Origin of the sequence: Burkholderia pseudomultivorans, from assembly GCF_902499075.1 — a bacterium.
In the GTDB taxonomy this organism is placed as follows: domain Bacteria; phylum Pseudomonadota; class Gammaproteobacteria; order Burkholderiales; family Burkholderiaceae; genus Burkholderia; species Burkholderia pseudomultivorans.
The window spans coordinates 51,188-77,299 of the sequence record NZ_CABVPP010000014.1 but is presented as its reverse complement, the minus strand read 5'-3'; the positions used below and the strand labels follow the sequence as shown (position 1 = coordinate 77,299).

At 68.5% G+C, this 26,112-nt stretch carries 27 protein-coding genes and 1 pseudogene; 17 read left to right on the top strand and 11 right to left on the bottom strand.

Annotated features, from left to right (window positions below; translation table 11 throughout):
• Nucleotides 1-24: 24 nt before the first annotated feature.
• The gene (locus BST28156_RS12590) at nt 25-525 is read right to left on the bottom strand and encodes a DUF6933 domain-containing protein (protein ID WP_174902346.1); all 501 of its coding nucleotides are present in this window, start codon (nt 523-525) and stop codon (nt 25-27) included.
• 194 nt (nt 526-719) lie between these two features.
• Between BST28156_RS12590 and BST28156_RS12585 the strand changes: the two genes are divergently transcribed.
• From BST28156_RS12585 to BST28156_RS12545, 9 genes are all read left to right on the top strand, one after another.
• The gene (locus tag BST28156_RS12585) at nt 720-989 is read left to right on the top strand and encodes a type II toxin-antitoxin system RelE/ParE family toxin (RefSeq protein WP_080430594.1); all 270 of its coding nucleotides are present in this window, start codon (nt 720-722) and stop codon (nt 987-989) included.
• Complete coding sequence (locus tag BST28156_RS12580; RefSeq protein ID WP_174902323.1) at nt 986-1,300, top strand: helix-turn-helix domain-containing protein; 315 nt, start codon at nt 986-988, stop codon at nt 1,298-1,300. The genes BST28156_RS12585 and BST28156_RS12580 overlap by 4 nt, the downstream gene beginning before the upstream one ends.
• 905 nt (nt 1,301-2,205) lie before the next feature.
• Nucleotides 2,206-3,789, top strand: coding sequence for an isocitrate lyase (locus BST28156_RS12575; protein ID WP_174902322.1), 1,584 nt, complete (start codon nt 2,206-2,208; stop codon nt 3,787-3,789).
• 162 nt (nt 3,790-3,951) lie between these two features.
• The gene (locus BST28156_RS12570; protein ID WP_174902321.1) at nt 3,952-5,730 is read left to right on the top strand and encodes a S9 family peptidase; all 1,779 of its coding nucleotides are present in this window, start codon (nt 3,952-3,954) and stop codon (nt 5,728-5,730) included.
• A 140-nt stretch (nt 5,731-5,870) separates the two neighbouring features.
• Nucleotides 5,871-6,389 (top strand): DUF1993 domain-containing protein, encoded by a 519-nt coding sequence (locus BST28156_RS12565; protein WP_009693893.1) that lies wholly within the window; start codon nt 5,871-5,873, stop codon nt 6,387-6,389.
• Between the two features lie 196 nt (nt 6,390-6,585).
• On the top strand, nt 6,586-7,728 hold the full coding sequence (ribBA, locus tag BST28156_RS12560) for a bifunctional 3,4-dihydroxy-2-butanone-4-phosphate synthase/GTP cyclohydrolase II (protein WP_060242479.1): 1,143 nt from the start codon (nt 6,586-6,588) through the stop codon (nt 7,726-7,728).
• 53 nt (nt 7,729-7,781) lie between these two features.
• Complete coding sequence (gene ribH, locus BST28156_RS12555) at nt 7,782-8,297, top strand: 6,7-dimethyl-8-ribityllumazine synthase (RefSeq protein WP_034206641.1); 516 nt, start codon at nt 7,782-7,784, stop codon at nt 8,295-8,297.
• The gene (nusB, locus tag BST28156_RS12550; RefSeq protein ID WP_009690766.1) at nt 8,294-8,731 is read left to right on the top strand and encodes a transcription antitermination factor NusB; all 438 of its coding nucleotides are present in this window, start codon (nt 8,294-8,296) and stop codon (nt 8,729-8,731) included. Before ribH ends, nusB begins: the two co-directional genes overlap by 4 nt.
• 69 nt (nt 8,732-8,800) lie before the next feature.
• Nucleotides 8,801-9,997, top strand: coding sequence for a pyridoxal phosphate-dependent aminotransferase (locus tag BST28156_RS12545; protein ID WP_174902320.1), 1,197 nt, complete (start codon nt 8,801-8,803; stop codon nt 9,995-9,997).
• 94 nt (nt 9,998-10,091) lie between these two features.
• Here BST28156_RS12545 and BST28156_RS12540 read toward each other — a convergent pair whose 3' ends face one another.
• The gene (locus BST28156_RS12540) at nt 10,092-11,216 is read right to left on the bottom strand and encodes a lytic transglycosylase domain-containing protein (protein WP_174902319.1); all 1,125 of its coding nucleotides are present in this window, start codon (nt 11,214-11,216) and stop codon (nt 10,092-10,094) included.
• Between the two features lie 597 nt (nt 11,217-11,813).
• Here BST28156_RS12540 and BST28156_RS12535 point away from each other — a divergent pair.
• Nucleotides 11,814-13,355, top strand: a complete 1,542-nt coding sequence (locus BST28156_RS12535) for a UbiD family decarboxylase (RefSeq protein ID WP_060242472.1) — start codon at nt 11,814-11,816, stop codon at nt 13,353-13,355.
• Nucleotides 13,356-13,424: 69 nt separating this feature from the next.
• Complete coding sequence (locus BST28156_RS12530; protein WP_060242470.1) at nt 13,425-14,093, top strand: LysE family translocator; 669 nt, start codon at nt 13,425-13,427, stop codon at nt 14,091-14,093.
• 112 nt (nt 14,094-14,205) lie between these two features.
• Here the strand turns inward: BST28156_RS12530 and BST28156_RS12525 are convergent, their stop codons facing one another.
• Nucleotides 14,206-14,487, bottom strand: a complete 282-nt coding sequence (locus BST28156_RS12525; RefSeq protein WP_009695183.1) for a hypothetical protein — start codon at nt 14,485-14,487, stop codon at nt 14,206-14,208.
• 433 nt (nt 14,488-14,920) lie between these two features.
• Here BST28156_RS12525 and BST28156_RS12520 point away from each other — a divergent pair, with 433 nt between their 5' ends.
• Both BST28156_RS12520 and BST28156_RS12515 read left to right on the top strand, forming a co-directional pair.
• Complete coding sequence (locus BST28156_RS12520) at nt 14,921-15,850, top strand: Rossmann-like and DUF2520 domain-containing protein (RefSeq protein ID WP_174902318.1); 930 nt, start codon at nt 14,921-14,923, stop codon at nt 15,848-15,850.
• Nucleotides 15,851-15,926: 76 nt separating this feature from the next.
• On the top strand, nt 15,927-16,490 hold the full coding sequence (locus tag BST28156_RS12515) for a YggT family protein (RefSeq protein WP_040126829.1): 564 nt from the start codon (nt 15,927-15,929) through the stop codon (nt 16,488-16,490).
• A gap of 31 nt (nt 16,491-16,521) precedes the next feature.
• On the opposite strand, the gene BST28156_RS12510 is transcribed toward BST28156_RS12515, so the two are convergent.
• The 5 genes and pseudogenes from BST28156_RS12510 to BST28156_RS12490 all read right to left on the bottom strand — a co-directional run bounded on the left by BST28156_RS12510 (nt 16,522) and on the right by BST28156_RS12490 (nt 19,298).
• Nucleotides 16,522-16,866, bottom strand: coding sequence for a DUF190 domain-containing protein (locus BST28156_RS12510; RefSeq protein WP_174902317.1), 345 nt, complete (start codon nt 16,864-16,866; stop codon nt 16,522-16,524).
• 23 nt (nt 16,867-16,889) lie between these two features.
• Nucleotides 16,890-17,276, bottom strand: coding sequence for a fluoride efflux transporter CrcB (gene crcB / locus BST28156_RS12505; RefSeq protein WP_174902316.1), 387 nt, complete (start codon nt 17,274-17,276; stop codon nt 16,890-16,892).
• A 241-nt stretch (nt 17,277-17,517) separates the two neighbouring features.
• Nucleotides 17,518-18,375 carry an SIR2 family NAD-dependent protein deacylase gene (locus BST28156_RS12500; protein ID WP_174902315.1) on the bottom strand — a complete coding sequence of 286 codons (858 nt, stop codon included), beginning with the start codon at nt 18,373-18,375 and terminating at the stop codon, nt 17,518-17,520.
• Nucleotides 18,376-18,528: 153 nt separating this feature from the next.
• A pseudogene (locus tag BST28156_RS12495) lies at nt 18,529-18,702 on the bottom strand (DUF4406 domain-containing protein); the annotation flags it as partial.
• On the bottom strand, nt 18,699-19,298 hold the full coding sequence (locus BST28156_RS12490) for an NUDIX domain-containing protein (protein ID WP_174902314.1): 600 nt from the start codon (nt 19,296-19,298) through the stop codon (nt 18,699-18,701). The pseudogene BST28156_RS12495 and the gene BST28156_RS12490, both read right to left, overlap by 4 nt.
• Nucleotides 19,299-19,379: 81 nt before the next feature.
• On the opposite strand from BST28156_RS12490, the gene BST28156_RS12485 reads away from it, so the two are divergent.
• The 3 genes from BST28156_RS12485 (at nt 19,380) to BST28156_RS12475 (ending at nt 21,408) form a co-directional block, all read left to right on the top strand.
• Nucleotides 19,380-20,135: a DeoR/GlpR family DNA-binding transcription regulator gene (locus BST28156_RS12485; protein WP_060242462.1), complete on the top strand. Its 756-nt coding sequence runs from the start codon at nt 19,380-19,382 to the stop codon at nt 20,133-20,135.
• Nucleotides 20,136-20,263: 128 nt separating this feature from the next.
• A complete protein-coding gene (locus tag BST28156_RS12480; RefSeq protein ID WP_174902313.1) occupies nt 20,264-20,872 on the top strand; it encodes a chromate transporter in 609 nt (202 codons plus the stop codon).
• Nucleotides 20,869-21,408 carry a chromate transporter gene (locus BST28156_RS12475; protein WP_174902312.1) on the top strand — a complete coding sequence of 180 codons (540 nt, stop codon included), beginning with the start codon at nt 20,869-20,871 and terminating at the stop codon, nt 21,406-21,408. Before BST28156_RS12480 ends, BST28156_RS12475 begins: the two co-directional genes overlap by 4 nt.
• Nucleotides 21,409-21,553: 145 nt before the next feature.
• On the opposite strand, the gene scpB is transcribed toward BST28156_RS12475, so the two are convergent.
• The 3 genes from scpB to BST28156_RS12460 all read right to left on the bottom strand — a co-directional run bounded on the left by scpB (nt 21,554) and on the right by BST28156_RS12460 (nt 24,994).
• Nucleotides 21,554-22,363 (bottom strand): methylmalonyl-CoA decarboxylase, encoded by an 810-nt coding sequence (scpB, locus tag BST28156_RS12470; protein ID WP_174902311.1) that lies wholly within the window; start codon nt 22,361-22,363, stop codon nt 21,554-21,556.
• Nucleotides 22,360-23,601, bottom strand: coding sequence for a CaiB/BaiF CoA transferase family protein (locus tag BST28156_RS12465; protein ID WP_174902310.1), 1,242 nt, complete (start codon nt 23,599-23,601; stop codon nt 22,360-22,362). The genes scpB and BST28156_RS12465 overlap by 4 nt, the downstream gene beginning before the upstream one ends.
• A 70-nt stretch (nt 23,602-23,671) precedes the next feature.
• Nucleotides 23,672-24,994, bottom strand: a complete 1,323-nt coding sequence (locus BST28156_RS12460) for an MFS transporter (protein WP_174902309.1) — start codon at nt 24,992-24,994, stop codon at nt 23,672-23,674.
• Between the two features lie 171 nt (nt 24,995-25,165).
• On the opposite strand from BST28156_RS12460, the gene BST28156_RS12455 reads away from it, so the two are divergent.
• On the top strand, nt 25,166-26,095 hold the full coding sequence (locus tag BST28156_RS12455) for a LysR substrate-binding domain-containing protein (protein WP_174902308.1): 930 nt from the start codon (nt 25,166-25,168) through the stop codon (nt 26,093-26,095).
• The last annotated feature ends 17 nt before the right edge of the window (nt 26,096-26,112 follow it).

The following is a 26,112-nucleotide window of genomic DNA, read 5'->3' as shown; positions in this document are numbered from 1 at the left end:
GGACTACGCCGCGGCAACTCGCGATCAGGCGCCCACTCCCCCATCGCTGGCCAGCTCTTTCAATGCTCGCTCCGGCGACACGGGGCCCTTGTAAAGCGGGCTGCATGGTGTGCGCGCCAGTTTTAGCGACAGGTCGATGAGTTCGGTCGGTTTGCCGTGGGCGCGGTAGGCTTCAGCGAGATGTGCGAACTCCGTCATGATGCCAACAACGCTGCGATTTTGCGTCTTCGCGTATTTGACGACCTGCATTTCGCATACTTCCGAGTCGATGAACGAACGCGGCACTCCGTGGGCGGCCAGTATATCCACCAGCGCCCCCGGAAGCCTAACCGCTAGACTAGCCACCGGAGCCAACGGCATAAGCACAGGCAATAGCGTCCGCTCATTCACAAGCATCGCAACCTGCGGCCGCCATGGCAAAACAGTTGCATACCAGTTACCAAGCTTCGTGGTGCTACTTCCTACCTCGAGCACCTCAGGATTCAGGCGTTTGAGCAACTTGTGAGTGCAGTAAAGACACAGCATAGAAAAAGGGAACAGTCCTACCAAGAGAAGATGTACGCCGAGCGAACAAGCGTGGTTCGGCCCGGCCCGCTCGCCAGCGCATGCCCTTGAAATTATACGCAGGTAGCGTATAATTCGCCAATGCACGCGACCTTCATCGAACTGCCGCCATTTTCCCGTGAACGCGAGAACTACCTCGCGGATGATGAGTACGCGTGCTGCAGAAAGAGCTGTTGGCTAATCCCGAAGCCGGTGACTTGATCAAGGGAACCGGCGGTCTGCGGAAGCTAAGGTTCGCTGACAAACGCCGCCAGAAAGGCAAACGCGGTGGCCTACGAGTGATCTATTACTACTGGGTTAGCGGTTATCAATTCTGGTTGTTCACGCTGTACGACAAGGATGAAATGGCAGACCTAACCAGTGACGAGCGGAAAGCCTTCGCGAAGCTACTGGAAAGAGAGGTCACGATACGGAGCAAGCAATGAAGAAGCGAAATCTGTTTGCTGAATTGACTGAGGGTCTCGACGCCCTTGCTGCCGAGCGCAAAGAGAAAATCACACTGCGCAAGATCAAGGCCGAGGTGCCCGATGCGCTCGACGTCTCGCCGGCCGAAATCAAGGCTGTGCGCGAAGCATCTCACGCATCTCAAGCTGTCATGGCCCGAAGCCTGCGCATCAACGTGCGCACGTATCAGAATTGGGAACAAGGCAAGGCCAAACCCAACGCACAGGCCGCCACGCTGATCCGACTGGTCGCCAAGCACCCGGAAACGCTTCAGATGCTGAAAACGCTCTGAATGATGTCCGATTGCAGGCGCCGTCCAGCATCGCCTGTCATCGTCTCGTTACAAGCAGCGCGACACGACGGTATTGCTGACGGTATACGAGTAGCCTTTCTCGCCCCACCTATTTGGGACGTGGCTTTCCAGCCAGACTCAACATAATCGCGCGGTATGTGGAAAGGATGCTGTCGACCGCGCCCGATGGCGACAAGCCGTTGAAGTAATACGGCGTTCGGCCGGACCGGGTCGTCTCGTTGCGATCGACCTCGGCCCCTGTTGCGGGACGGCGTGCGTGACCATATGCCGTCGTTTTCCGCGCCGCATATATATAGAGCGATCGGGCTTCCGGAAAACGGCTTGCCCCGCCCGGCCCGATCCCCTGGGCGCCGACGCTCGCCTCCGGACAGCCGCCGCCATTCCCTGATTCCCGCAAAGGCCACAGCCGGCACTGCCGGCTGGCTCGCCTGACCTCACGCCGGTCAGGCTCCCCTCCTGCCTGTCGTTGCCCAAACCCGCCGCACCCGGGTTTGCATACCTCCGCTGCCGGCGGATCGACTCGACGCGCGCCAGAACACCTGCCCGTCGAAACCCGCATCGACAGTCGCCCCTCGACGATCGTCGCGCAAAACCACGCTTGCCCGCCCCGCCTTCAGCACCCGAAAGATCGTTTCACATTACGGAACCATCTCCGGATTTCCGTCGCTCCGCGCCCGCGCATTTTTTGGAAAGCCTGTTCCAAATCACGACATACTCGACCTATCTCATTGAAAAATAAAGAACAAATTAGTCCTATGTCTTATATAAGACATCGCCTTCACGCATCGAAAAGCCCCTACAATGCAGTCATGCAGTTCGCTGCGACAGACGTGGCAGTCCACTCGATCCGGTTCTCAAACACGCTTTCTTCTCAGGAGATTCACATGGCCCAGTATCAGGACGACATCAAGGCAATTGCCGCTTTGAAAGAAACGCACGGCAGCGCATGGGATGCGATCAATCCCGAGTACGCCGCCCGCATGCGCGCGCAGAACAAGTTCAAGACGGGCCTGGACATCGCCCGGTACACGGCCAAGATCATGCGCGCCGACATGGCCGCCTACGATGCGGATCCGTCCAAGTACACGCAATCGCTGGGTTGCTGGCACGGCTTCATCGGCCAGCAGAAGATGATCTCCATCAAGAAGCACTTCAACAGTACCGAGCGCCGCTATCTGTACCTGTCCGGCTGGATGGTCGCCGCGCTGCGCTCCGAGTTCGGCCCGCTGCCGGACCAGTCGATGCACGAAAAGACCGCCGTCAGCGCGCTGATCCGCGAGCTGTATACGTTCCTGCGCCAGGCCGACGCCCGTGAGCTGGGCGGCCTGTTCCGCGAGCTGGATGCCGCCGAAGGCGCTGCTGCCAAGGCCGCGATCCGGGAAAAGATCGACAACCACGTCACGCACGTCGTGCCGATCATCGCCGACATCGATGCGGGCTTCGGCAACGCCGAGGCGACCTACCTGCTCGCCAAGCAGTTCATCGAAGCGGGCGCATGCTGCATCCAGATCGAAAACCAGGTGTCCGACGAGAAGCAGTGCGGCCACCAGGACGGCAAGGTCACCGTGCCGCACGAGGACTTCCTCGCGAAGATCCGCGCGATCCGCTACGCGTTCCTAGAACTGGGCGTGGACGACGGCATCATCGTCGCGCGCACCGACTCGCTGGGCGCCGGCCTGACCAAGCAGATCGCCGTGACGCGCGAGCCGGGCGACCTGGGCGACCAGTACAACTCGTTCCTCGACTGCGACGAGATTTCGGCCGACGCGCTGGGCAACGGTGACGTCGTCATCAAGCGCGACGGCAAGCTGCTGCGTCCGAAGCGCCTGCCGAGCAACCTGTTCCAGTTCCGCTCCGGCACGGGCGAGGCACGCTGCGTGCTGGATTGCGTGACCGCGCTGCAAAACGGCGCCGACCTGCTGTGGATCGAAACCGAAAAACCGCACATCGCGCAGATCGGCGGCATGGTCAGCGAGATCCGCAAGGTCATTCCGAACGCGAAGCTCGTGTACAACAACAGCCCGTCGTTCAACTGGACGCTGAACTTCCGTCAGCAGGCGTATGACGCGATGAAGGCCGCAGGCAAGGACGTGTCGGCGTACGACCGCGCCCAGCTGATGAGTGTCGAATACGACGACTCCGAACTGGCCGCGCTCGCCGACGAAAAGATCCGCACCTTCCAGGCCGATGCATCGCGCGAAGCCGGTATCTTCCATCACCTGATCACGCTGCCGACGTACCACACGGCCGCGCTGTCGACCGACAACCTGGCCAAGGAATACTTCGGCGACCAGGGCATGCTCGGTTACGTGGCCGGCGTGCAGCGCAAGGAAATCCGTCAGGGCATCGCGTGCGTCAAGCACCAGAACATGTCCGGCTCGGATATCGGCGACGACCACAAGGAATACTTCAGCGGCGAAGCAGCGCTGAAGGCGGCGGGCAAGGACAACACGATGAACCAGTTCTGATCCCGGTCATCCGCCGCACGAAACGCCAACCTGTTCACACGGGTTGGCGTTTTTTTATCCGGCGGCGGCACGCATTGAAAGCCGGCCCGCCCGGGCATCGACCGGAACTCGCGCCCGGCGCTTCGTGTCTATCGGCTCTCGCCGATCCGATCAGGAGCCTGCGTGACAGTCGCCCGCCCCGATTCCACGCAACCTCGCCGCTTCACCGTCGACGACCTGCTGTCGCTCGACGATTTCCAGCGCAGCTATGGCCGCACCTGCGCGCTGTCGCCGGACGGCGGCTCGATCTGCTTCGCCGTCATCCGTCCGCTGGGCGACGCGCTGCGCTTCGACCGCCCCTACCTCGGCGGCCTCGATCGCGCCGAGCTGTACCGGTTCGTCTTTGCCGAGCGCACGCTGCGCCGGCTCGCCGGCGACGTGCGGACCGGCCGCGCATGCGGGTCGCCGTCGTGGTCGCCCGACGGACGATGGATCGCCGCGGTCGCGCTGTCGGCCGACGACGACGCCGCGCACGCGGTGCTGATCGATCCGGCGACCGCGGCCGTGACGCCGATCGCGACCTCGCGCAGCCTCGACCTCTCCCCGCTCGATCGCGACGGTCCGTTCATCTGGCTCGCGGACGGCCGGGTCGCGCTGCCGCTGCTGCCGCAAGGCGCCACGCCGATCGCGGCGCACCTGCACCGCCGCCTGTTTGCGAACGCGCGCCATGCATGGGAAGCCAACGCGCTCGGCCGGCGGCCGACGGCCGATGTGCTCGACAGCCGGTCGTTCGCCGGTGCGTCCGACGAACGGGCGCCCGACTGGTGGGCGTTCGACCCGGTCGCCGGCACGCTGCGCGCGCTGTCGCCGGACGAGTGCGCGCAGGCCGGGCTGTCGAGCGCGTCGACTCCGGACGAACCGCCCACCGCGCCTGACGACGACGACGGCGACGCACAACCGCCGGCCGCCGCCGACGGCGTACGCCGCGAACGCGTGCCGCCGGAACCGGACCGCCGATATGCCGCGTGCATCGAACACGGCCGCGACGCCACGCGGCTGACGGTGCGGCCGGCCGACGCGCAAGACGACGCGACGGTCGTATTCGAAACGAACCGCCAGCTGGCCGGCATCGCGACCGGCACCGCGCATCGGCTTCCGTGTCGCGGCGTGGAACCGGGCCGCCCGCGCTTCGTCGACGTGCTGCTGCCGCCCGATTGCGCGGGCGCGCCGCTGCCCGCGGTCGTCTGGGTGTATCCGCACGAGAAAACCGCGCGCCGTCCGCACATGTTCCACGAACCGGACTGCCCGCTGCCGTTCAACCTCCAGTTGTTCGCCGCCCACGGCTTCGCCGTGATCGACGTCAACATGCGCAGCGTGCTCGGCGTGGACCCCGCATCGATGGCGGACAGGATGCTCGACGACGTTCGCGCGGCCGTCGACGCGGCGGTCGACGCCGGATACGTCGATCGCGACCGGCTGCACCTGTACGGCCACAGCCTTGGCGGCTGGGCGGCGATGATGCTGCTCGCGCACACGCCGATGTTCCGCTCGGGGATGTCGAGCGCGGGCATCAGCGACGCGGCCGCGCTTTACGCGTCGCTCGATCCGCGCCTGCGCTACGAAACGGGCGGCGACGAGCGCCCCGAGCGCTTCGGGCTGCCCGGCAAGACGCTCGCCGACAACAGCTGGCGCCTCGATGCGGCCCCGTGGAGCCGCCCGGACGCCTATCACGCGCTCAGCCCGGTCATGCATGCGGCACGGATCACGACGCCGCTGCTGCTGATTCACGGCGATGCCGACTACGTGCCGCTCGAGCAAAGCGAACGGATGTTCGCGGCGCTCACGCATCTGAAGCGCGACGTGCGGCTGATCCGCTACTGGGGCGACGATCACGTGCCGCAATCGCCGGCCAACCTCGCGGACCGGCACCGACGGATGATCGACTGGCTGCGGCACGCGTGACCGCCGGCGCGTTGCACCGCCCCCGGCCGAACGGCCATCGACGCGCACGCGACACGCGGCCGCGCTAAGATGCGACGACAGCGGTTCCGACGCCGCAACGCATGGCGCGCCGCCGCTCTCTTCCACAAGGAGTCGTTCCCATGTCCATCTCGATGTACCAGGCCTCGCTGCCCGTGCTGATTCGTGGCCTGACCAATCTGCAGCACATCCTCGGCAAGGCGCAGGCGCACGCGGCCGAAAAGCAGATCGACCCGTCGGTATTCGCCGGCGCGCGCCTCTATCCGGACATGCTGCCGCTCGTGCGCCAGGTGTACATCGCGACCGACACGGCCAAGGGCTGCGCCGCGCGGCTCGCCGGCGTCGAGATCCCGAGCTATCCCGACGTCGAGCAGACCTTCGACGAACTGCACGCGCGCATCCAGAAGACGATCGACTACCTGAAGAGCTTCGACGCCGCGCAGATCGACGGCAGCGAAGCGCGCCAGATCGTGCTCAAGATGCGCGTCGGCCCGATCGAATTCACCGGGCAGTCGTACCTGCTGAACTTCGTGCTGCCCAATTTTTTCTTCCACGTCACGACCGCGTACGACATCCTGCGCCACAACGGCGTCGAGCTCGGCAAGCTCGACTACCTCGGCGGCCGCAACGAGCACGCGTGACGCCCGGCCGGGCGCGGCCCGGCACCGCTGCCGCCCGCGCCAGCGTGCCGGCGGCGCAGGCGGCAGCCCCCTCGAACCCGCCGCACAGGCCGGCCGGAGCGCGTTCCGGCGCATTCGCGGGCCGTGCGCGGCCCGCGCCAGCCGAAACGCCGTCCGGCTAGCGTAAAATACGCACTTTCCTCTTTCTCGCCCCCTTATGACGCTCGCCTCCACGCCCGACATCATCGCCGAGCTGAAAGCCGGCCGGATGGTGATTCTCGTCGACGAAGAAGACCGCGAAAACGAAGGCGACCTCGTGATCGCCGCCGAATTCGTCACGCCGGAAGCGATCAACTTCATGGCCAGGTACGGCCGCGGGCTGATTTGTCTGACCTTGACGCAGGAGCGCTGCAAGCAGCTGCAACTGCCGCTGATGACCTATCGCAACGGCACGCAGTACGGCACCGCGTTTACGGTCAGCATCGAAGCGGCCGAAGGCGTGACGACCGGCATCTCGGCCGCCGACCGCGCACATACGATCGCCACGGCGGTCGCGCACGACGTGCGTCCCGAGCACATCGTGCAGCCGGGCCACGTGTTCCCGATCATGGCGCAGCCGGGCGGCGTGCTGGTGCGCGCCGGCCACACCGAGGCCGGCTGCGACTTCACGGCGCTCGCCGGTCTCACGCCGGCCGCGGTGATCTGCGAGATCATCAAGGACGACGGCACGATGGCGCGCCTGCCCGACCTGATCGAGTTCGCGCAGCAGCACGACCTGAAGATCGGCACGATCGCCGACCTGATCCATTACCGCAGCCGCACCGAATCGATCATCGAGCGGATCGCCGAGCGCACGATGCAGACGGCCCACGGCACGTTCCGCGCGGTGCTGTACCGCGACCAGCCGACCGGCTCGCCGCACATCGCGCTGGTGCGCGGCACGCCGTCGCCGGAGCTCGACACGCCGGTGCGCGTGCACGAGCCGCTGTCGGTGCTCGACCTGCTCGAAACCGGCGTGTCGACGCACTCGTGGACGCTCGACGCCGCGATGCGCGAGATCGCCGAACGCGACCTCGGCGTGATCGTGCTGCTCAACTGCGGCGACACGAAGGAACATCTGATCGACGTCTTCAAGGCGTTCGACGAGGAAGAGAAGGCCGCCGCGCTGAAGCGCCGGCCGGTCGATTTCAAGACGTTCGGCATCGGCGCGCAGATCCTGCGCGATGTCGGCGTCGGCAAGATGCAGGTGCTGTCGAATCCGCGCAAGCTGGGCAGCATGTCCGGCTACGGCCTCGAGGTCACGGGCTTCGTCCCGATGCCGGGCGCCGAAGCCAAGTCCTGCCCGGCGCCGCACGCGTAACCCGCCACGGCGCTTTCGCCCTATAACCGTTCCTCCTAACCACGGACCAGATCATGGAAATCGGACAATACCAACCGAATCTCGAAGGCGACGGCCTGCGTATCGGCATCGTGCAATCGCGCTTCAATGAGCCCGTGTGCAACGGCCTCGCCGACGCGTGCGTCGAAGAACTGGAACGCCTCGGCGTCACCGGCGAGGACGTCCTCCTCGTGTCGGTGCCCGGCGCGCTGGAAATCCCGCTCGCGCTGCAGAAGCTCGCCGAAAGCGGCCAGTTCGACGCGCTGATCGCGCTCGGCGCGGTGATCCGCGGCGAGACCTACCACTTCGAACTCGTGTCGAACGAAAGCGGCGCGGGCATCACGCGCATCGGCCTCGACTTCAACCTGCCGATCGCGAACGCGGTCCTGACGACCGAAACCGACGAGCAGGCCGTCGCGCGCATGACCGAAAAGGGTCGCGACGCCGCCCGCGTCGCGGTCGAGATGGCCAACCTGACGATGGCGCTCGACCAGCTCGGCGACGACGAGGATGAAGAAGAGGACGAAGACGACGAAGAGGAGCGCGCATGAAGAAGAGCGCCCGCCGACAATCGCGCGAGCTGGCGACGCAGGGCCTGTATCAGTGGCTGCTGTCGAACGCGTCCTCCGGCGAGATCGACGCGCAACTGCGCGGCGCGCTCGGGTACGACAAGGCTGACAAGGCGCTGCTCGACGCGATCCTGCATGGCGTGATCCGCGAGCACGCAACACTCGTCGAAGCGCTCACGCCGTCGCTCGACCGCCCGATCGACCAGTTGTCGCCGGTCGAGCGCGCGGTGCTGCTGATCGCGACGTTCGAGCTCACGCACCACGTCGAAACGCCGTATCGCGTGATCATCAACGAGGCAGTCGAGCTCGCCAAGACGTTCGGCGGCTCCGACGGCTACAAGTATGTCAACGGCGTGCTCGACAAGCTCGCCGCGAAGCTGCGCCCCGCCGAAACGCAGGCGCGCCGCAACGGCTGATTCCGCTGATCTGGAACGGGCGCGCATGCGCCCGTTTTTTCTTTTGTCCCGCCCTCCCCGTCCCACCCGATGAATACCACCGCCGAGTCGCTCGTCAAGCTCGCGTCACGCGTCGACGCGATCCAGCCCTTCTATGTGATGGAACTGATGAAGGAGGCACAGCAGCTCGAGTCCTCCGGGCGCGATGTTATCCACATGGGGATCGGCGAGCCGGACTTCACGGCGCCGGAGCCCGTCGTCGAGGCTGCCGCCGCCGCACTGCGGCGCGGCGTCACGCAGTACACCAGCGCGCTCGGCATCGCGCCGCTGCGCGAAGCGATTGCCGCGCACTATGCGCGCGCCTACGGCCTGACGATCGGCCCTGAGCGGATCGTCGTGACGGCCGGCGCGTCGGCCGCGCTGCTGCTCGCATGTCTCGCGCTCGTCGGCCGCGACGACGAAGTGCTGATGCCCGACCCGTCGTATCCGTGCAACCGGCACTTCGTCGCGGCGGCCGAAGGCCGTCCGGTGCTCGTGCCGAGCGGCCCCGACGCGCGCTTCCAGCTGACTGCGGGCGACGTCCGCACGGGCTGGAACGACCGCACGCGCGGCGTGCTGCTCGCGTCGCCGTCGAACCCGACCGGCACATCGCTCGAGCCCGACGAGATGAAGCGGATCGTCGAGGCCGTGCGCGCGCGCGGCGGCTTCACGATCGTCGACGAGATCTATCAGGGGCTCAGCTACGACGCGCCGCCCGTATCGGCACTGTCGTTCGGCGACGACGTCGTCACCGTGAACAGCTTCTCGAAGTACTTCAGCATGACCGGCTGGCGGCTCGGCTGGCTCGTCGTGCCGCCGGCGCTGGTCGGCACGTTCGAGAAACTGTCGCAGAACCTGTTCATCTGTCCGTCCGCGCTCGCGCAGCATGCGGCGCTCGCCTGCTTCGAACCGGCCGCGCTCGACATCTACGAAGCGCGCCGCATCGAATTCAAGCGCCGCCGCGACTTCATCGCGCCCGCGCTCGAACGGCTCGGCTTCACGGTGCCCGTGATGCCGGACGGCGCGTTCTATGTCTACGCGCACTGCGGCGGCGTCGCGCACCCGGCGGCCGGCGACAGCGCGGCGCTCACGCAGGCGATGCTGCACGACGCGGGCGTCGTGCTGGTACCGGGGATGGACTTCGGCGTGCATGCGCCGCGCGACTATATCCGGCTGTCCTATGCGACCGCCTACTCGCGCCTCGAAGAGGCCGTCGAGCGGCTCGCCACGCTGTTCGGGCAACGCTGAACCGCCGCCGCCCGCACGCCGGGCCAGACCATGCGCGCAAAGAAAAAGGCACCGCTCGGTGCCTTTTTCAATTTGATGCCGCCGGAACCGCGCGTTACGCGCCCAGATCCGAATGATCGTCGTGGGCCTGCTTCACCGTGTCGACGCTTGCGTCGGCCTGTTGCGGCGCCTTCGGCGCGGCCGTCTTCGCCGACAGCGGCTGCGCGGCGTCGAGCGTCGCGTGCACGCGCTTCGCGCCGCCCGCGGCCGCTGCCGTCACCGCGGCGGTGACGATCGGCTTGGCCGGCTGCGCCGGCGCCTGCGGCGCATTGATCGGCACGCTGCGGCCGCGCGACACGTCCCGCAGGCGGCTGCGCTCGGCCATCACCTTCGCGCCGTAGGCGGTGTCGTCGGGGTTGGTCGAACCGTTGTACAGGCGCAGGCCGTTCGCGAGCGAGCCGCCGCGCGCGATGCAGTCCTTCAGCACCAGCGCGCCGACCTGCAGGTTCGCGAGCGGCTGTAGCGCGGTGTCGGTGCCGCCGAAATACTCGAACTTGTCGGAATGGACCTTCGACATGACCTGCATCAGGCCCTGCGCGCCGACGCCGCTTTCCGCGTACGGATTGAAGCCCGATTCGATCGCCATCACCGACAGCAGCAGCAGCGGATCGAGACCGACGTCGTGGCCGGTCTGGAATGCCGCCTTGACCAGCTGGCCGAGCGGCTCCTGGGCGACGCGATAACGGCGCGACAGATAGGTCGCGACCAGCGCCTGTTCACGGTTCGACGCGAGCGCGCGATCGTCGCGCGCATCGGCCGGCACGCGCTGGGTCGGGATCAGCTTCGCGAGCGCGACGGGCGACGTGCCGCTGCGGGCCGCGTCGGACGCATCGTTCTGCGCGGCGGCGTCCGGCGCGACGTCGAGGCCGACGGCCAGCGCATCCGTTTCGGGGCCGTCGTCCTGCTGCGGCTGCGCGCCGGCAGGCGCGAAATTCGGCAGCGGATGGCCGGTCAGCAGACGGGCCGGCCCGGCCTGCACGGCCGCGGACACGACCGGCATCAGCTTCGCGGCGAGCGTGCCGCGCACGGTCGGCAGCAGCCACAGCGCAAGCGCGACGGCAACAGCGCAACAACCGACAACGCTGAATAGATGGTGACTGACACGCGTCCCGCGACGCAGCACGTTGCGCACGAACTGCGCATGCTGCTCACTGGGACGCCACGATAACCAAGCGTTCATTCAGATCATCTCCCATGAACATGACTCATGCGGCTCGCTCAGCTCGATGGCGAGACAGATGACGCGCCGCGGAATCACGACGCCGCACGCCTTGGTTGGGGCGTACGGGCATCGGGGAAACGGTATAAGTACCGTTCGAGGCCACGGTGTAGGACTGGGCCGGCGCCTTCGCACATTGGGCGAGGCGGGCATACGCGGTGGCACCCACGCAAAAAACCAGCGTCAGGAGGCGCTGGCCGGGACTACGACTAAGACCGTCGAATACGCCGTGCAGGTTGCGGCGGACGGTGACGCGCTGCGTCAAAGATCGGTGATTGGCGGCTCAAAGCCTTTACCCTGCAGCCAATGTGAGCGGATTCTAGCAGGGTTTTATAGATCGTCAACACTATAAACCGTCAAATCTATAACAAAAAGTAATTTACGATCCCCCTTCAGATCGCCGGCCCCGTGCCGAAGGGGGTTTGCGCGCGATCGACTTTTTTCTCGTTCGGGCGGCCGCGCGGCGGCCCGGGTAAAATCGTCGGTCGATTCGGGGCCGCAGCCGGCCGCTGCGCCCGCCCATCGCTGCCCGTCATCCGGGCAGCCCGGACCTTGTTCATGAAATACAAAGACTTACGCGATTTCATCCAGCGCCTCGAGGCGCTCGGCGAACTGCGGCGCGTCACGCAGCCCGTGTCGCCCGTGCTCGAAATGACCGAACTGTGCGATCGCGTGCTGCGCGCCGGCGGCCCCGCGCTGCTGTTCGATGCGCCGACCGGCTATGCATTCCCGGTGCTCGGCAACCTGTTCGGCACGCCGCGGCGCGTCGCGCTCGGGATGGGCGTCGACGCGGGCGACGACGCCGCGCTCGACTCACTGCGCGATCTCGGGCGCCTGCTGTCTGCGCTGAAGGAGCCCGATCCGCCGAAGAGCCTGAAGGACGCCGGCAAGCTGCTGTCGCTCGCGAAGGCCGTGTGGGACATGGCGCCGAAGTCGGTGTCGTCGCCGCCGTGCCAGGAAATCGTCTGGGAAGGCGCCGACGTCGACCTGCACAAGCTACCGATCCAGACCTGCTGGCCCGGCGATGCGGGGCCGCTCGTCACGTGGGGCCTGACGGTCACGCGCGGACCGAACAAGCCGCGCCAGAACCTCGGCATCTACCGCCAGCAGTTGATCGGCCGCAACAAGCTGATCATGCGCTGGCTCGCGCATCGCGGCGGCGCGCTCGACTTCCGCGAATTCACGCTGCGCAATCCCGGCAAGCCGTATCCGGTCGCGGTCGTGCTCGGCGCCGATCCGGCGACCACGCTCGGCGCGGTGACGCCGGTGCCCGATTCGCTGTCCGAATACCAGTTCGCGGGCCTGCTGCGCGGCAGCCGCACCGAACTCGCGAAGTGCCTGACGCCCGGCGTCGATCTGCAGGTGCCGGCGCGCGCGGAAATCGTGCTCGAAGGCTTCATCCATCCGCAGCAGGGCGCGCCTGCACCGGCGCCGGCCGGCGCACCGCCGCGCCCGGCCAGCACGTACGAGCACGCGCTCGAAGGGCCGTACGGCGACCACACCGGCTACTACAACGAGCAGGAGTGGTTCCCGGTGTTCACGGTCGAGCGCATCACGATGCGCCGCGACGCGATCTACCACTCGACCTACACCGGCAAGCCGCCCGACGAGCCGGCGATTCTCGGCGTCGCGCTCAACGAGGTGTTCGTGCCGCTGCTGCAGAAGCAGTTCGCGGAGATCACCGACTTCTACCTGCCGCCCGAAGGCTGCAGCTACCGGATGGCGATCGTCCAGATGAAGAAAAGCTACGCGGGCCACGCGAAGCGCGTGATGTTCGGCGTGTGGAGCTTCCTGCGGCAGTTCATGTACACGAAGTTCATCGTCGTCGTCGACGAGGACGTGAACATCCGCGACTGGAAGGAGGTGATCTGGGCGATCACGACGCGCGTCGACCCGGTGCGCGACACCGTGATGGTCGACAGCACGCCGATCGACTATCTCGACTTCGCGTCGCCGGTCGCGGGCCTCGGCTCGAAGATGGGGCTCGACGCGACCAACAAGTGGCCCGGTGAAACGAATCGCGAATGGGGCCGGCCGATCGAGATGGACGCAGCCGTGAAGGCGCGCGTCGACCGGCTGTGGCAGGAGATCGGACTGTAAGCCCGCGCGGCCGGCGCGTGCCGGCCTGCCTGCCGCCTTCCCCATATCCCCACCCCGCTACGAACGACGATGAGTTTCCCGCCCGCCTCGATGCTGTCCGACGGTTTCTTCCTGTCGCTGTCGCTGTGTCTCGACATCGGCCTCGTCAATGTCGCGATGCTGTCGCTGACGCTGTCGCACGGCTTCCGGCCGGGCTTCTGGCTCGGCGTCGGCTCGTGCGTCGGCGATCTCGTCTACGCGGCGCTCGCGCTCGCGGGGATGGCCGTGCTGCTGCAGTTCGAGGCGGTCCGCTGGATCGTCTGGATCGGCGGCGGCGCGGTGCTGCTGTTCCTCACGTACAAGATGGCGCGCGAAGCGCTGACGCCGGCAGCCGGGCCCGCCGACGACGCGGACGCCGCGCCGCCGCCGCGCGCCAGCGCCCGGCGCAGCTTCATGCGCGGGATGCTGCTCGCGATGTCGTCGCCGAGCGCGATCCTGTGGTTCGCGGCGGTCGGCGGCGCGCTGATCGCGAAAGCCGGTGCGACCACGCCGGCGACGGCGTCGGTGTTCCTGTCGGGTTTCTTCCTCGGCGGTCTCGCGTGGACGCTGTTCATGTGCACGCTCGCGAGCCAGGGCCGCAAGCGCGCGGGCGCGGGGCTGATGCGCGCGTGCCATGTCGCATCGGCGCTGCTGTTCGCGTATTTCTCGTACAGCGTGATCGTCGGCGGCTATCGCGACCTGATCGCGCACGCGGCCTGAGCGGACGCGCGCGGGCCGCGCCCGCGGCGGCGTCCCCAATGAAAAACGGCGCAGCGCCCCTCGCGGAGCGTTGCGCCGTTTTGCCGCGCGCGGTCAGGCCGCGGGGGACAAATCAGCGACGCCAGTAGCCGTGGTGCCAGCCGCGATGCCAGTACGGACGGCCGTAGTACCCGCCGCCCACGACCACCGCGGGCGGGCCGTAGTAGGCAGGCGCGGGTGCGTAGTAGACCGGCGGCGGCGGCGCGTAGTACACGGGCGGCGGCGGTGCGTAGACGGGATAAGCGGGTGCGACCGGAACACCGATGCCGACCCCGATCGACACGTGGGCCTGCGCGGCGCTTGCGGCACCCAGGCCCAGCGCGGCGGCGGCAATCAACGGAATGAGCTTTTTCACTTCGATTCTCCTGCTGGAGCGGTATTTTAGGCGCTCCTGTCGGCAACGGCGGGCGTGCACGTCGCATGAGAGCAATGTAGCGAAAACGCACCCCGCGCGTGTCGTGCATTTGTTGCAAATTGCAATTGCACGCGGCTGCGATCGCGCTGCGGCGCGGCTTCCGGAGCACGCGACGCCCGGCGCAGGCCGCGCAGTTTCGTCCGGTCTGACATATCGCGGCGACCTCGCCGGTCAGTCTTACCGGCCGCCACGCGCGCGCGGGCCGCGCTTCCGTAATGAACGATTACAAATTTGAGACAAGACGCCGACAATTCAAGACGGCGACCGCCACGAATGTTTCGGGGTCTGATTCCGTAAGCTCGCGCGAGCGCCGGGCCGCCGCACCATTCCTGCGATACTGGCGGCTGTCCCGCTTTTCGCTTCCCGTGCTGCCATGTCCCTCCCCGACACACCCCGCCTCGGCTTCATCGGCGCCGGCCGCCTCGCGCGCTGCGTCGCGCGGCGCTTCGCGCAGGCCGGTTTTCCCGTCGTCGCGGTCGCGAGCCGCAGGCCCGAGTCTGCGCGCGCGCTCGCCGCGCACATCGACGGCTGCATCGCGGTCGACACGCCGCAGCAGGTGGTCGACGCCGCCGACCTGATCTTCCTGACCGTGCCCGACGACCATCTCGGCGCGACCGCCGCCACGCTGCGTTTCGACGCGGCGCGCGCCGCACGGCAGGCGCTCGTCCATTGCAGCGGCGCGTCGGCCGTCGACCTGCTCGATCCGGCGAAACGGCAGGGTGCGGCCACCGGCGGCTTCCACCCGCTCTACCTGTTCGGCGGCAGCGATGCCGATCTCGCGCGCATCGACGGCTGCTCGGTCACGATCGAAGCCGACGGCGCGCTGCACGCGACGCTGCTGCGTCTTGTCGCCGCACTCGGCTGCCATCCGCTGTCGATCCCGGCCGGCGGCCGGATGCTCTATCACGCGGCCGCGCATTATGCGGCGAGCTTCGCGCTGTGCGGACTCGCGGAAGCGGTCGAGCTGTGGCGCGGCGTCGGCTTCGACGAGCAAGCCGCACTGCGCGCGCTGCTGCCGATGCTGGCCGGCACGATCGAGACCGCCCGCGACAAGGGACTCGCGAACGCGCTCGCCGGCCCCGTGTCGCGCGGCGATACGGGCATCGTCGAGCGGCAGCTCGCGCTGCTCGACGCGCGCGGCGGCGATCATGCGACGCTCTATGCGCTGCTGACGCGCCGCGCGATCGCGCTCGCGGCGAAGCGCGCGGTGCCGCCGGCATCGCTGCCGGCGCTGGCCGAAGTCGTCGAGGCGTCGCTCGCGCGCGCGGCTGCGCGCCCCTCCCCGCCGCGCGACGAGGCGTGATAAGGTGTCGGCCGATGCGCCGCCATCCGGCGTTGGCGGCCGCACGCTACTCGACTGTATAAAAAGGATGCCAACGATGTTCGGCGAGATCGCCCGTTTTCTGCTCAATACCGTCTTCACGCTCTTCGGCGCCGCGCTGATCCTGCGCGTGTGGATGCAGGCCGTTCGCGTGCCGCCGTACAACCCGGTCACGCAGGCCGTGCTGCAGGCCACCAACTGGCTCGTGCTGCCGCTGCGCCGCGCGATCCCGGGCGTGCGCGGCATCGACTGGGCCAGCGTCGTGGCCGCGCTGCTCACCGCGCTCGTCTATGTCGTGCTGATGGTCGTGATGGCCGGCTTCGATCCGGCCGCGGTGATCGCGACGCTCATCGTCGTCGCGCTGCTGACCGTCGTGAAATGGGCGCTCAATCTCGTGATCTGGATGACGATCCTGATGGCGCTGCTGTCGTGGCTCAACCCGCGCTCGCCGGCGATGCCGATCCTCTACCAGCTGACCGCGCCGTTCCTGAACCCGCTGCGCCGCATCATCCCGAACCTCGGCGGCATCGACCTGTCGCCGATCCTGCTGTTCGTGATCGTGCAGGTGCTGATCATGATCGTCACGCGCGCGGCCGTGTCGCTGACGATGTTCGGCATCTGACGCGACGGCCGGCTCCCGCCGGCAGCCGGCCTTACGGCTGCGGCCCGGCCGGCGCGTGCAGCGTGTCGATCACGCCGAAGCGCGCCGGAATCAGCGCGTAGCACACGCGCACCTTCTCGTGCGACAGCCGCTCGAGCAGTTGCTGCGCTTCGTCCTCGGTGACGATGAATTCGACCTCGATCGCAAGCGTGCCCTGCAGTTCGAAGAAGCGGTCCTCGTGCAGCACGCGATGCTGACCGAATCCCGCCATCGCGCGAAACGCGGAGCCGCCCGCGATCCCCATCCGGTTCGCTTCTTCGAGCAGCCATTCCCACAGCGGCTTCCGGTGCAGGCGATGCTGCTCGTGCACGTAAAAGCGCAGAAAAACCCTGTTCATCGCTCCCTCCGGTGCCGCCCCGCTCAGGCTGCGGCGAGCCACGCACGCGCGGTCCACATGCCGAGCGCCGTCAGCGTGAACGATCCAGTCAAGTGTAGGGCAGCCACTGCAATTGCCCATCCGAATTCGCCCTGCAGCGCATGCGTCATCACCTCGACCGAATAGGTCGAGAACGTCGTGAGGCCGCCGAGGAAACCGGTGATCACGAACAGGCGCCACTCGGGCGGCAGCCCGACGCGGGTCGTGAACACGACGGCGGCGACGCCGATCACGTAGGCACCGAGCAGGTTTGCGGCGAGCGTGCCGAGCGGCACGGCCGGAAAGAATGCGTTGAGCGCGAGGCTCAGAAACCAGCGCAACAGCGCGCCGAGCCCGGCGCCGACGAAGATCGCGACGATCGAATAGAACAAGGACGCTCCCGGTCGTTGAGGCGGCTGCGTTCGGCCGCCGGGCTCCGGTCGCCCGGAGCGGTGCGCATGCCCGCGCGCGGGGCGCGCACGGGCGGCGTAGCCAGAACTGTATGCGGATTCGCGGCGCGCCGGCAACGGCGGCGAGCCCGCGCATGCGTGCAGCGCCGCGCAATGGCCATGCGGGATCGACGCAACCGGCATCGCATGTTTCGGCAATCGCCGCGCGTTCGCACGGCCGCCGCTATTCGCGGCGCCACGCCGCGTCGAGCGCCGTCAGCGTCGCGAGCGCGCCGCCCTTCAGCCCGATCGCGTCCGCGCGGCGCGCGTGGGCTTCGCGTGCGTTGATGCGGATCACGTCGGCGCCGAGCCGCTCGCTCGACAGGCGCACGGTCGGGATCGCGGTACCCGCGCCGATCTCGACGACCGCCACGCGCCCCGCTCGCGCGAGCCAGTCGTTCAGCGCGCGCTCCTGTGCGTCGTAGCGGGCGCCGAGCCAGCCCGAATCGCCGAACATCAGGATGTTCGGCCGCGCGAGACCGCCGCAGCGCGGACAGCGCGGCGGCGCCCCGACCAGCCGGCACGCGGCTTCGTCGACGTCCGGCACGAACGACGCGGCATCCCACGTTTGATCCGAACACGGTCGCAGGCATTGCAGCGCGTGGATCGACCCGTGAATCTCGACGATGCGCGCCGGATCGAAGCCGGCTGCCTGGAACTGGCCGTCGACATTGCTCGTCAGCACGAAACCGCCGTTCGGCATCGCGTCGATCCAGCGGCGCAGGATCGCGAAGCCCGCGTGCGGCACCGTCGACCGATACAGCGAAAGACGGTGCCCGTAGAACCCCCACGCGAGCTGCGGGTGCGCGCGAAACGCCTGCGGCGACGCAATCTCGTGGAATTCGAAACGCTCGTGGCGCAGCGCCGGATACGCGCGCCAGAAGCCGTCCGTGCCGCGAAAATCGGGCAGCCCCGAATCGACGCCGAGGCCGGCGCCGGCGGTGACGAGCAGCGCGTCGGCGCGCGCGAGCGCCGCGACCGCGGACGCGACGAGATCGGCCGGCAACGGCGCGGCAGGGGCGGTTGAATCGGAAGGCGACATGATGATTCGGCAGAGGGCGTGGCACGTTGCGCGAGCGCGCGTCGCGATCATACGCCGGTTCGCGCGCGGCGACGCACGTGCAACGCATGCCGAACGTGTGCACCGCTGCGACGCTGCCGCGCAGTGCAGCGCCGTCGCCCGACCGGCTCAGTCCGCCGCCACGGCGAGCGGCAACGATACCCACTCGCCGATCATCGGCACATGCCCGCGCCGGTGCACGGCGAGCGCCGCCGCCTCGAGCCGGCGCAGATTGGCGGCGATTCGCGCGGGGGCGCCGTCGGTCCCGCTGCGATACGGACCGGCGACCAGCACGAGCTGCGGCGTCATGCCGGGTGCGCACTCGCGGTTTCCCGCAGCGCGACGTATTGCAGCAGCATGATCGTCTTCGCATCGACGATCTCGCCGCGCTCGACCGCATCGAGCGCCGCCTGCAGCGGCATCTCGACGACCTCGAGATCCTCGCCCTCGTCCGCAACGCCGCCGCCGTCGCCCGTGCGCAGCGACGCATCGTATTCGCCGACGAAGAAATGCAGCTTCTCCGTCACGGAGCCCGGGCTCATGAACGCCTCGAACACCTTGCGCACGCCGCGCACGCGGTAGCCGGTTTCCTCCTCGGCCTCCGCGCGGATGCGCGCGTCGGGCGTCGCGTCGTCGAGCAGGCCGGCGGCGGCTTCGAGCAGCATCCCGTCGTGCCCGTTGACGAACGCCGGCATCCGGAACTGCCGCGTCAGCAGCACGTCGCCGGTCGTCGCGTGGCGCAGCAGGATGGTCGCGCCGTTGCCGCGATCGTAGGTCTCGCGGCTCAGGCGCTGCCACGTCCCGTCGCGGCGCAGGAAATCGAACGTCACCTTCTTCAGCACATACCAGTCATCGGACAGCACCGTCGTATCGACGATGCGCACGCGGTCCCGCGTGGCGGTCATGGCGGTCTCCCATTCGACAAGAACCGGCGCCCATGGTAACGTGCAAATTCGTGCAACTTCAAGAAATTTCGTGCAACCGCGATGCTGACGACTCAACGCAAGAAAGCGATCCTCGATGCGCTCGCGCGCGACGGCCAGGTGCTGGCCGTCGAACTGAGCGCGCAATTCGGCGTGTCCGAGGATACGGTGCGCCGCGACCTGCGCGAACTCGCCGCCGAAGGGCTGCTGCAGCGCGTGCATGGCGGTGCGCTGCCGGCGTCGCCGGCCGTTGCGCCGTTCGCGCAGCGCGAGGCGCTCGAAACCGCCGAAAAACGGCGCATCGCCCGACGCGCCGCGCAAATGATCGGCCCCGGGCAGGTCGCGATCGTCGACGGCGGCACGACGTCGGCGCTGCTCGTCAGCCAGTTGCCGGCCGACCTGCGCGCGACGATCGTCACGCACAGCCCGAGCGTCGCGGTCGCGCTGGCCGCGCATCCGTCGATCGACGTGATCCTGATCGGCGGGCGGCTCTACAAGCATTCGATCGTCGCGGTCGGCGCCGCGGCGATGGAGGGCATTGCGCGCATCCATGCGGACCTGTACTTCATGGGCGTCACCGGCGTCCATCCGGTCGCCGGGCTGAGCACCGGCGACTTCGAGGAAGCGGCGATCAAGCGCGCGCTGGCCGGGCGGGCCGCCGAGACGGTCGTGCTCGCGTCGCAATCCAAGCTGCGCGCCGCATCGCAGTTCGTGATCGGCGACATCACGCTCGCGCAGACGGTCGTGGTTGAGAAGGAAACCGATGCCGCACTGACGCAGCCGATCGAGGCGGCCGGCGTGACGGTCGTGACGGCCTAGCGGCGCAGGCATGCGGGCGCGCGGGTCGGTCACGGTCACTGACATCCGCGCCGACCGGCCGTCAGCCTGCCGACAGCGACTGCTTGCTAACATGGGCGCCCGCCCAACCGCCACGCCCTGTCCGTCCGATGCCCCTGTCCCCCGTCACGCCCCCGCCGGCGCCGCCCGAAGGCGACGCGCCGCCGCCCGGCATGCTCGCGTTGTTCGTCGCGTTCGCGCAGATCGGCCTCACCAGTTTCGGCGGCGGGCTCAGCGGCCGGATCATGCGCGACTTCGTGCACGAGCGGCGCTGGCTCGACGAAGAGGCGTTCCTCAACGGTCTCGCGCTGTCGCAGGCGCTGCCGGGCGTCAACGTGAAGAATCTCGCGATCTGGATCGGCTACCGGCTCGCAGGATGGCGCGGCGCGGTGGCAGGCTTCACCGGCATCATCGCGCCGCCGGCGGTGCTGATCGTGCTGTTCGGCGTCGCGTTCTCGCGCGTCACCCGCTTTCCGCTCACGCATGTCGCGCTCGCGGGCGCGGCAGCCGCAGCGATCGGGCTGTCGGTGTCGATGGCGATCACCGCCGTGCGCCGCCTGCCGCGCCGTGTGCTGCCGTTCGCGGTGATGGCGCTGACCTTCGTGTCGGTCGCGGTGCTGCACTGGCCGCTCGTGTGGACCGTGCTGATCGGCGGCACGCTGAGCGTCGCGCTCGAATACCGCCGCGCTGCGGCCCGTGCCGGGAGCGACGGCCGATGAGCGTCGCGCAGCGCTACGCCGCGCTGTTCGGCGTGTTCGCGCCGCTGTCGATCGCGACGATCGGCGGCGGGCAGGCCATCATCGCCGACATCCAGCGGCAGGTCGTCGACGTCCATCACTGGATGACGGCCACGCAGTTCGTCAACGACTTCGCGATCGCGCGAATGGCGCCGGGCCCCGGCTCGCTGCTCGCGACGCTGATCGGCTGGCAGGTCGCGGGGCCGTGGGGCGCGGTGATCGCGACGCTCGCGCTGTTCGGGCCGACCGCGTTCCTGATCTACGGCATCGCGCACCTGTGGCGGCGGCATCAGGGCGCGCGCTGGCAGGTCGCGCTCGAGGCCGGCCTGCGGCCCGTCGCGGCCGGCATGATCCTCGCGTCGGTGTGGGTGCTGCTGCAGGCGCTCGACGGCGGCTGGCCCGCGCGGGCGATCGCGATCGCGTCGACGCTGTGCGTGATGTATACGCGCCTGCACGCGCTGCTGCTGATTGCGGCTGGCGCGCTGCTGCTGGTCGGCGTGCATGCGATCGGCGCCTGACGTCGGCTGGCCCGGTGCTTGACGGCAGCGGCTGACACGGCGGCCGACCTTCGGGAGGCAACGCACGCGTGATGCGCTCTGCATGCGGCGTGCGGCATGAGACATATAGCGTCGTCGACCGCACCCGCCATCCGCACCTCGACACCTACACCCCACGAAACACCGGCGCCCGCCGCTCCGCGAACGCGCGCAGCCCTTCGCTGAAATCCGCGCCTTCGCACGCCTGCCGGCGCAGCTCGGCGACGCGCTCGAACGCGTCGGCCGGCAGCGGCCGCGCATCCTGCAGCACGCGCAACTGCTCCTTCACGGCCTGCACCGCGAGCGGCGCCTTGGCCGCGATCGTGCGCGCGACGTCGAGTGCGGCCGCATCGACGCCGCCCGCATCGGCCAGCCGGTTCACGAGCCCGTGATGCGCGGCGCGCTCGGCGTCGAGCGGCTGCGCGCAGAAGAACATCTCCTTCAGCACGTGGATCGGCAGGTTGTCGTAGAAGCGCAGCAGCCCGCTCGTCGAATACGGCAGCCCGATGTTCGCGGGCGTCATCGCAAACCGCGCGTCGCGCGCCGCGACCACCAGGTCGCAGCTCATCACGAGATCGACCGCCCCGCCCCACGCCGATCCCGACACGGCCGCGATCACCGCGCCCGGATAGGTCCGCACGCGCCGCAGCGCGCGTTCGAGCGGCTTGCCGTACGCGAGCGGATCGCGATCGTCGGCCAGCTCGCGCAGGTCGTGCCCCGCGCTCCAGACGTCGCCGCGCCCGTCGTTCGACAGGATCACGACCGGCGGCGGACGCTGCCCGGCGAGCGCGTCGAGACGCTCGACCAGCGCGTCGAGCAGCGGCGCATCGAGCGCATGCCGGCGCGCCGGGTTCGCGAAGCGCACGCATGCGATCCGCTCGCCGACACCGTCGACCGTCACGCCCGACGGCCCTGCGGATTTCGTCGCGTCGCTCATTGCAGCGCCTCCGCCGTCGTTTCGGCCTGCTCCGCCGCATCGGCCTGGAAGATCGCGCGCGCGGCGAGCAGCGCATCGATCGCGTCGTCGTCGAAACCGGCTTCGCGCAGCACGCCGACCGTATGCTCGCCGAGCAGCGGCGGCGCGCGGTGCGTGCGCGGCGCCGGCGCGGCGTCGTCCATCGCGCCGAGCGGCGTGACGATCTGGCGCAGCGTGCCGAGCGTCGGGTGCGCAACCGGTTCGACGAGCCCGCAGTGCGCGAGCTGCGGATCGGCGAAGACTTCGTCGAGCGTATTGATCGGCCCCGCCGGCAGCCCGGCTTCGACGAAGCGCTGCGTCCACTCGTGCTTGCCGCGCGTGCGCAGCCGGCTTTCGAGCAGCGTCTTCAACGCATCGCGATTCGCGACGCGCGCGTCGTTGGTCGCGAAGCGCGGATCGTTCGGCAACTCGCGCAAATCGAGCAGTTCGCACAGCCGCAGCCACATGTCGGTCGTGATCGGCGCGAGATTGAGCGGGCCGTCGGCCGTCTCGAACACGCCGTACGGCGCGATCACCGCGTGCGCGTTGCCGGTGCGGCGCGGCACGTCGCCGAGGCTCAGGTAGCGCTGCCCGTGCACGCTCAGCAGCGAGACCAGGCTTTCCAGCAGCGACGAGCCGACATGCTGGCCGCGCCCGGTGCGCTCGCGCTCGAGCAGCGCGGCGACGACGCCCGTCGCGACCCACATCCCCGAACTGAGATCGCCGATCGCGGTGCCGGTGCGGGTCGGCTCGCCGTCGGGGAAGCCGGTGATGCTCATCAACCCCGCATAGCCCTGCGCGATCTGGTCGAAGCCCGGCCAGTCGCGCAGCGGGCCGCGCGGGCCGAACGCGGTGATGCTGCCCATCACGAGCCGCGGATCGCGCGCGCTCAGCGCGTCGTAGCCGAGCCCCATCGCATCCATCGTGCCGGCCTTGAAGTTCTCGATCACGACGTCGGCCTGCGCGATCAGCCGGCGCACGACATCGAGGCCGGCCGGTTGCCGGAAATCCACGCAGATCCCGCGCTTGTTGCGGTTGCAGGACAGGTAGTACGTGCTCACGCCGCGATCGAACGGTCCCCACGCGCGGCTCATGTCGCCGTGCGGGCCCGACTCGACCTTGATCACGTCGGCGCCGAGGTCGGCGAGCACCATCGAGCAGAACGGCCCCGACAGCGCGCGACTCAGATCGACGACCCTGATTCCTTTTAATGCCTGCATTCCGGACTCCTGATATTGAAGACGAGGGACTGGGCGCGGCCGGCCGATCCGGCCCGCGCCGATGCGCGGTTCATTCCGGCAAGGTCTGGTGACGCGTTTCGACCGCGAACGGCAGGATCAGGATGCCGAGCACGAACACGGCCGCGGTCCATGCGACCGGCACGCCCAGCGAACCGTAACCGTGAATCGCGGCGCCGAGCACGAAGTTCACGCCCGCGCCGATGAACCGGCCGACCGATGCATTGAATGCGAATGCGGTGGCCCGCACGCGCGTCGGATACTGCTCGGGCAGCCACAGCGAGAAGATCGCGAAGTTGCCGCCGAAGAAACCGAGGAACGCGAGCGACGCCATGAACGCGCCGAGCCCGTTCGGCTGGTAGAACGCCCAGCCGAACGCGAACACGATCGCACCGGCCATCCCCGCGAAATACACGCCGAGCGCGGTGCGTCGGCCAAGCCGTTCCGCGAGCCACGGCGCGGCGAGGCAGCCGACGATCGTCGTGCACGACAGGATCGCCGCGCCGATCGACGCGAGCCGCATCGCGCCGACATGATCGATGCCCGCGCGCGTCGCGAGCGTGCTGACCGCGCTCGCCTCGTAGACCGAGCCGGCCCACAGCCCGACGATCGCGACGCCGACCAGGCTCGCGCTCGTCAGCGTGCGCCGCAGGAACGCCGGCGCGAAGATCTCGCGCAGCGGATGCGCGCGCCGCGCCTCGGCCAGGTCGCCGTCGCGCGCGTCGTGCCGGCGCCACTGCCCCGGCTCCTTCACGCGCATCACGGTGAACACCGCGAGCAGCGCGGGCGCGAGCCCGCACAGGAACATCGCGCGCCAGCCGTAGGTCGCGCCGATCGTGTAGTTCAGGCAGGCCGCGATGAAGAAGCCGAAGTAGTAGCCCGTCTGTAGATAGCCCGCGCCCATCTTGCGGCGATCCTCCGGCCAGCTCTCGGCGACGTAGGTGCCCGCCAGCGCCCATTCGCCGCCGACGCCGATCCCGGCGATCAGCCGGCACGCGGCCAGCGCCCACACGTCGTGCACGAACGCGGCCGCGCCCGTGAACACCGAATAGATCAGGATGCTCGCGGCCAGCGTGCGCACGCGGCCGAAGCGGTCGGCGAGCGGCCCCCAGACGAACGACAGCCCCCAGCCGATCAGGAACAGCGCGAACAGGATCGAGCCGTACATGCCGAGATTCGCGGGCGTCGCCGCGATGCCGGACGCGGGCAGCAGTTCGGTGAGTGCGGGAATCAGCACGAGCGCGTAGATCACCGAATCCACGCCGTCGAGCACCCAGCCCGCGTATACGGCCCAGAAGCCCTTGATCTGCTCGCGCGTGAGCGGCGTGCGCCGCGGCTTCGCGCCGGCCGCCGGCGCGTCGATCGCCTTGAACATGCTTCGTCTCCTTGCCGGCGGGGCCGGCGCTTGTGCCGCGTCCGGTCCGGGATGGCCGGCGTGCTGGCTCTTTTGTGAGACGAGTATAGGAACGCCTTCGATCGCCGAAAAATATGATATTCATCTTGCTCGATCGGATCGACTTATGGCATGACACGGGAGACGACGGCAATGGACCTGAAGCAACTGCGCTACTTCGTGAAAGTCGTCGAATGCGGCAACGTCACGCATGCGAGCGAGGCGCTGCACATCGCGCAGCCCGCGGTGAGCCAGCAGATCCGCAACCTCGAGCAGGATCTCGGGATGCAGCTGCTCGAACGCAGCGTGCGCGGCGTTGCGCCGACAGCCGCGGGCCGCACGCTGTACCGGCATGCGCTGGAACTGCTGCGCCAGGCCGACGGCACGCGCGAATTGCTGCGCCGCGACGCCGACACGCCGCAGGGCCGCGTGACGGTCGGCATGCCGTCGAGCACCGCGCGCGTGCTGGCGATCCCGCTCGCGCGCGCGGTGCGCGACCGCTATCCGGGCATCATGCTGGAGCTGATCGAGGCGCCGAGCGCCGATCTCGACACGCTGCTCGAACGCGCGCGGCTCGATCTCGCGATCGTCGTCGACGCGGTCGACACGCGCGGCATCGCGACCCACCGGCTGCTGACGGAAACGCTCTACCTGATCACCTGGCCGGATTTCCCGGTGCCGGACGATCCCGTGCCGCTCGACGCGATCGCGAAGATGCCGCTCGTGCTGCCGAGCGCGCCGAACACGATCCGCAACCGTGTCGACTGGGCGATGCGCGAAGCCGGGCTGTCGTACGAGATCCGCTTCGAGGCGAGTTCGACGGGGCTGCTGTTCGCGGCCGTAATGGCGCAGCTGGGCGTGACGATCCTGCCGTGGACGGCCGCGCATACCGAGATCGACGAACGCAAGCTGAAACTGTCGACGGTCGCGCATCGGCTGTTCGTGCGCGACCTGTCGCTGTGCTGGCACGACACGGCGCTCGTCAGCAACGCGGTGCAGAAGGTGAAGGCCGAGATCGTCGGCTTGTTCGACACGCTCGGCCAGCGGCCGGAATGGGCGGACGGCAACGCGGCGCGCCGGTGAGCTTGCCTTCCCGCGCG

What these genes read in the sequence shown, in the direction of transcription:
- BST28156_RS12460 (WP_174902309.1), bottom strand. Translation starts at nt 24,994, where the DNA reads ATGTTCAAGGCGATCGACGCGCCGGCGGCCGGCGCGAAGCCGCGGCGC.
- BST28156_RS12515 (WP_040126829.1), top strand. Translation starts at nt 15,927, where the DNA reads ATGTTCGGCGAGATCGCCCGTTTTCTGCTCAATACCGTCTTCACGCTC.
- BST28156_RS12465 (WP_174902310.1), bottom strand. Translation starts at nt 23,601, where the DNA reads ATGCAGGCATTAAAAGGAATCAGGGTCGTCGATCTGAGTCGCGCGCTG.
- BST28156_RS12580 (WP_174902323.1), top strand. Translation starts at nt 986, where the DNA reads ATGAAGAAGCGAAATCTGTTTGCTGAATTGACTGAGGGTCTCGACGCC.
- BST28156_RS12455 (WP_174902308.1), top strand. Translation starts at nt 25,166, where the DNA reads ATGGACCTGAAGCAACTGCGCTACTTCGTGAAAGTCGTCGAATGCGGC.
- BST28156_RS12540 (WP_174902319.1), bottom strand. Translation starts at nt 11,216, where the DNA reads ATGAACGCTTGGTTATCGTGGCGTCCCAGTGAGCAGCATGCGCAGTTC.
- ribBA (WP_060242479.1), top strand. Translation starts at nt 6,586, where the DNA reads ATGACGCTCGCCTCCACGCCCGACATCATCGCCGAGCTGAAAGCCGGC.
- BST28156_RS12565 (WP_009693893.1), top strand. Translation starts at nt 5,871, where the DNA reads ATGTCCATCTCGATGTACCAGGCCTCGCTGCCCGTGCTGATTCGTGGC.
- BST28156_RS12590 (WP_174902346.1), bottom strand. Translation starts at nt 525, where the DNA reads ATGCTGTGTCTTTACTGCACTCACAAGTTGCTCAAACGCCTGAATCCT.
- BST28156_RS12485 (WP_060242462.1), top strand. Translation starts at nt 19,380, where the DNA reads ATGCTGACGACTCAACGCAAGAAAGCGATCCTCGATGCGCTCGCGCGC.
- BST28156_RS12520 (WP_174902318.1), top strand. Translation starts at nt 14,921, where the DNA reads ATGTCCCTCCCCGACACACCCCGCCTCGGCTTCATCGGCGCCGGCCGC.
- scpB (WP_174902311.1), bottom strand. Translation starts at nt 22,363, where the DNA reads ATGAGCGACGCGACGAAATCCGCAGGGCCGTCGGGCGTGACGGTCGAC.
- BST28156_RS12575 (WP_174902322.1), top strand. Translation starts at nt 2,206, where the DNA reads ATGGCCCAGTATCAGGACGACATCAAGGCAATTGCCGCTTTGAAAGAA.
- BST28156_RS12480 (WP_174902313.1), top strand. Translation starts at nt 20,264, where the DNA reads ATGCCCCTGTCCCCCGTCACGCCCCCGCCGGCGCCGCCCGAAGGCGAC.
- BST28156_RS12500 (WP_174902315.1), bottom strand. Translation starts at nt 18,375, where the DNA reads ATGTCGCCTTCCGATTCAACCGCCCCTGCCGCGCCGTTGCCGGCCGAT.
- BST28156_RS12535 (WP_060242472.1), top strand. Translation starts at nt 11,814, where the DNA reads ATGAAATACAAAGACTTACGCGATTTCATCCAGCGCCTCGAGGCGCTC.
- BST28156_RS12475 (WP_174902312.1), top strand. Translation starts at nt 20,869, where the DNA reads ATGAGCGTCGCGCAGCGCTACGCCGCGCTGTTCGGCGTGTTCGCGCCG.
- BST28156_RS12510 (WP_174902317.1), bottom strand. Translation starts at nt 16,866, where the DNA reads ATGAACAGGGTTTTTCTGCGCTTTTACGTGCACGAGCAGCATCGCCTG.
- BST28156_RS12545 (WP_174902320.1), top strand. Translation starts at nt 8,801, where the DNA reads ATGAATACCACCGCCGAGTCGCTCGTCAAGCTCGCGTCACGCGTCGAC.
- nusB (WP_009690766.1), top strand. Translation starts at nt 8,294, where the DNA reads ATGAAGAAGAGCGCCCGCCGACAATCGCGCGAGCTGGCGACGCAGGGC.
- BST28156_RS12490 (WP_174902314.1), bottom strand. Translation starts at nt 19,298, where the DNA reads ATGACCGCCACGCGGGACCGCGTGCGCATCGTCGATACGACGGTGCTG.
- ribH (WP_034206641.1), top strand. Translation starts at nt 7,782, where the DNA reads ATGGAAATCGGACAATACCAACCGAATCTCGAAGGCGACGGCCTGCGT.
- BST28156_RS12530 (WP_060242470.1), top strand. Translation starts at nt 13,425, where the DNA reads ATGAGTTTCCCGCCCGCCTCGATGCTGTCCGACGGTTTCTTCCTGTCG.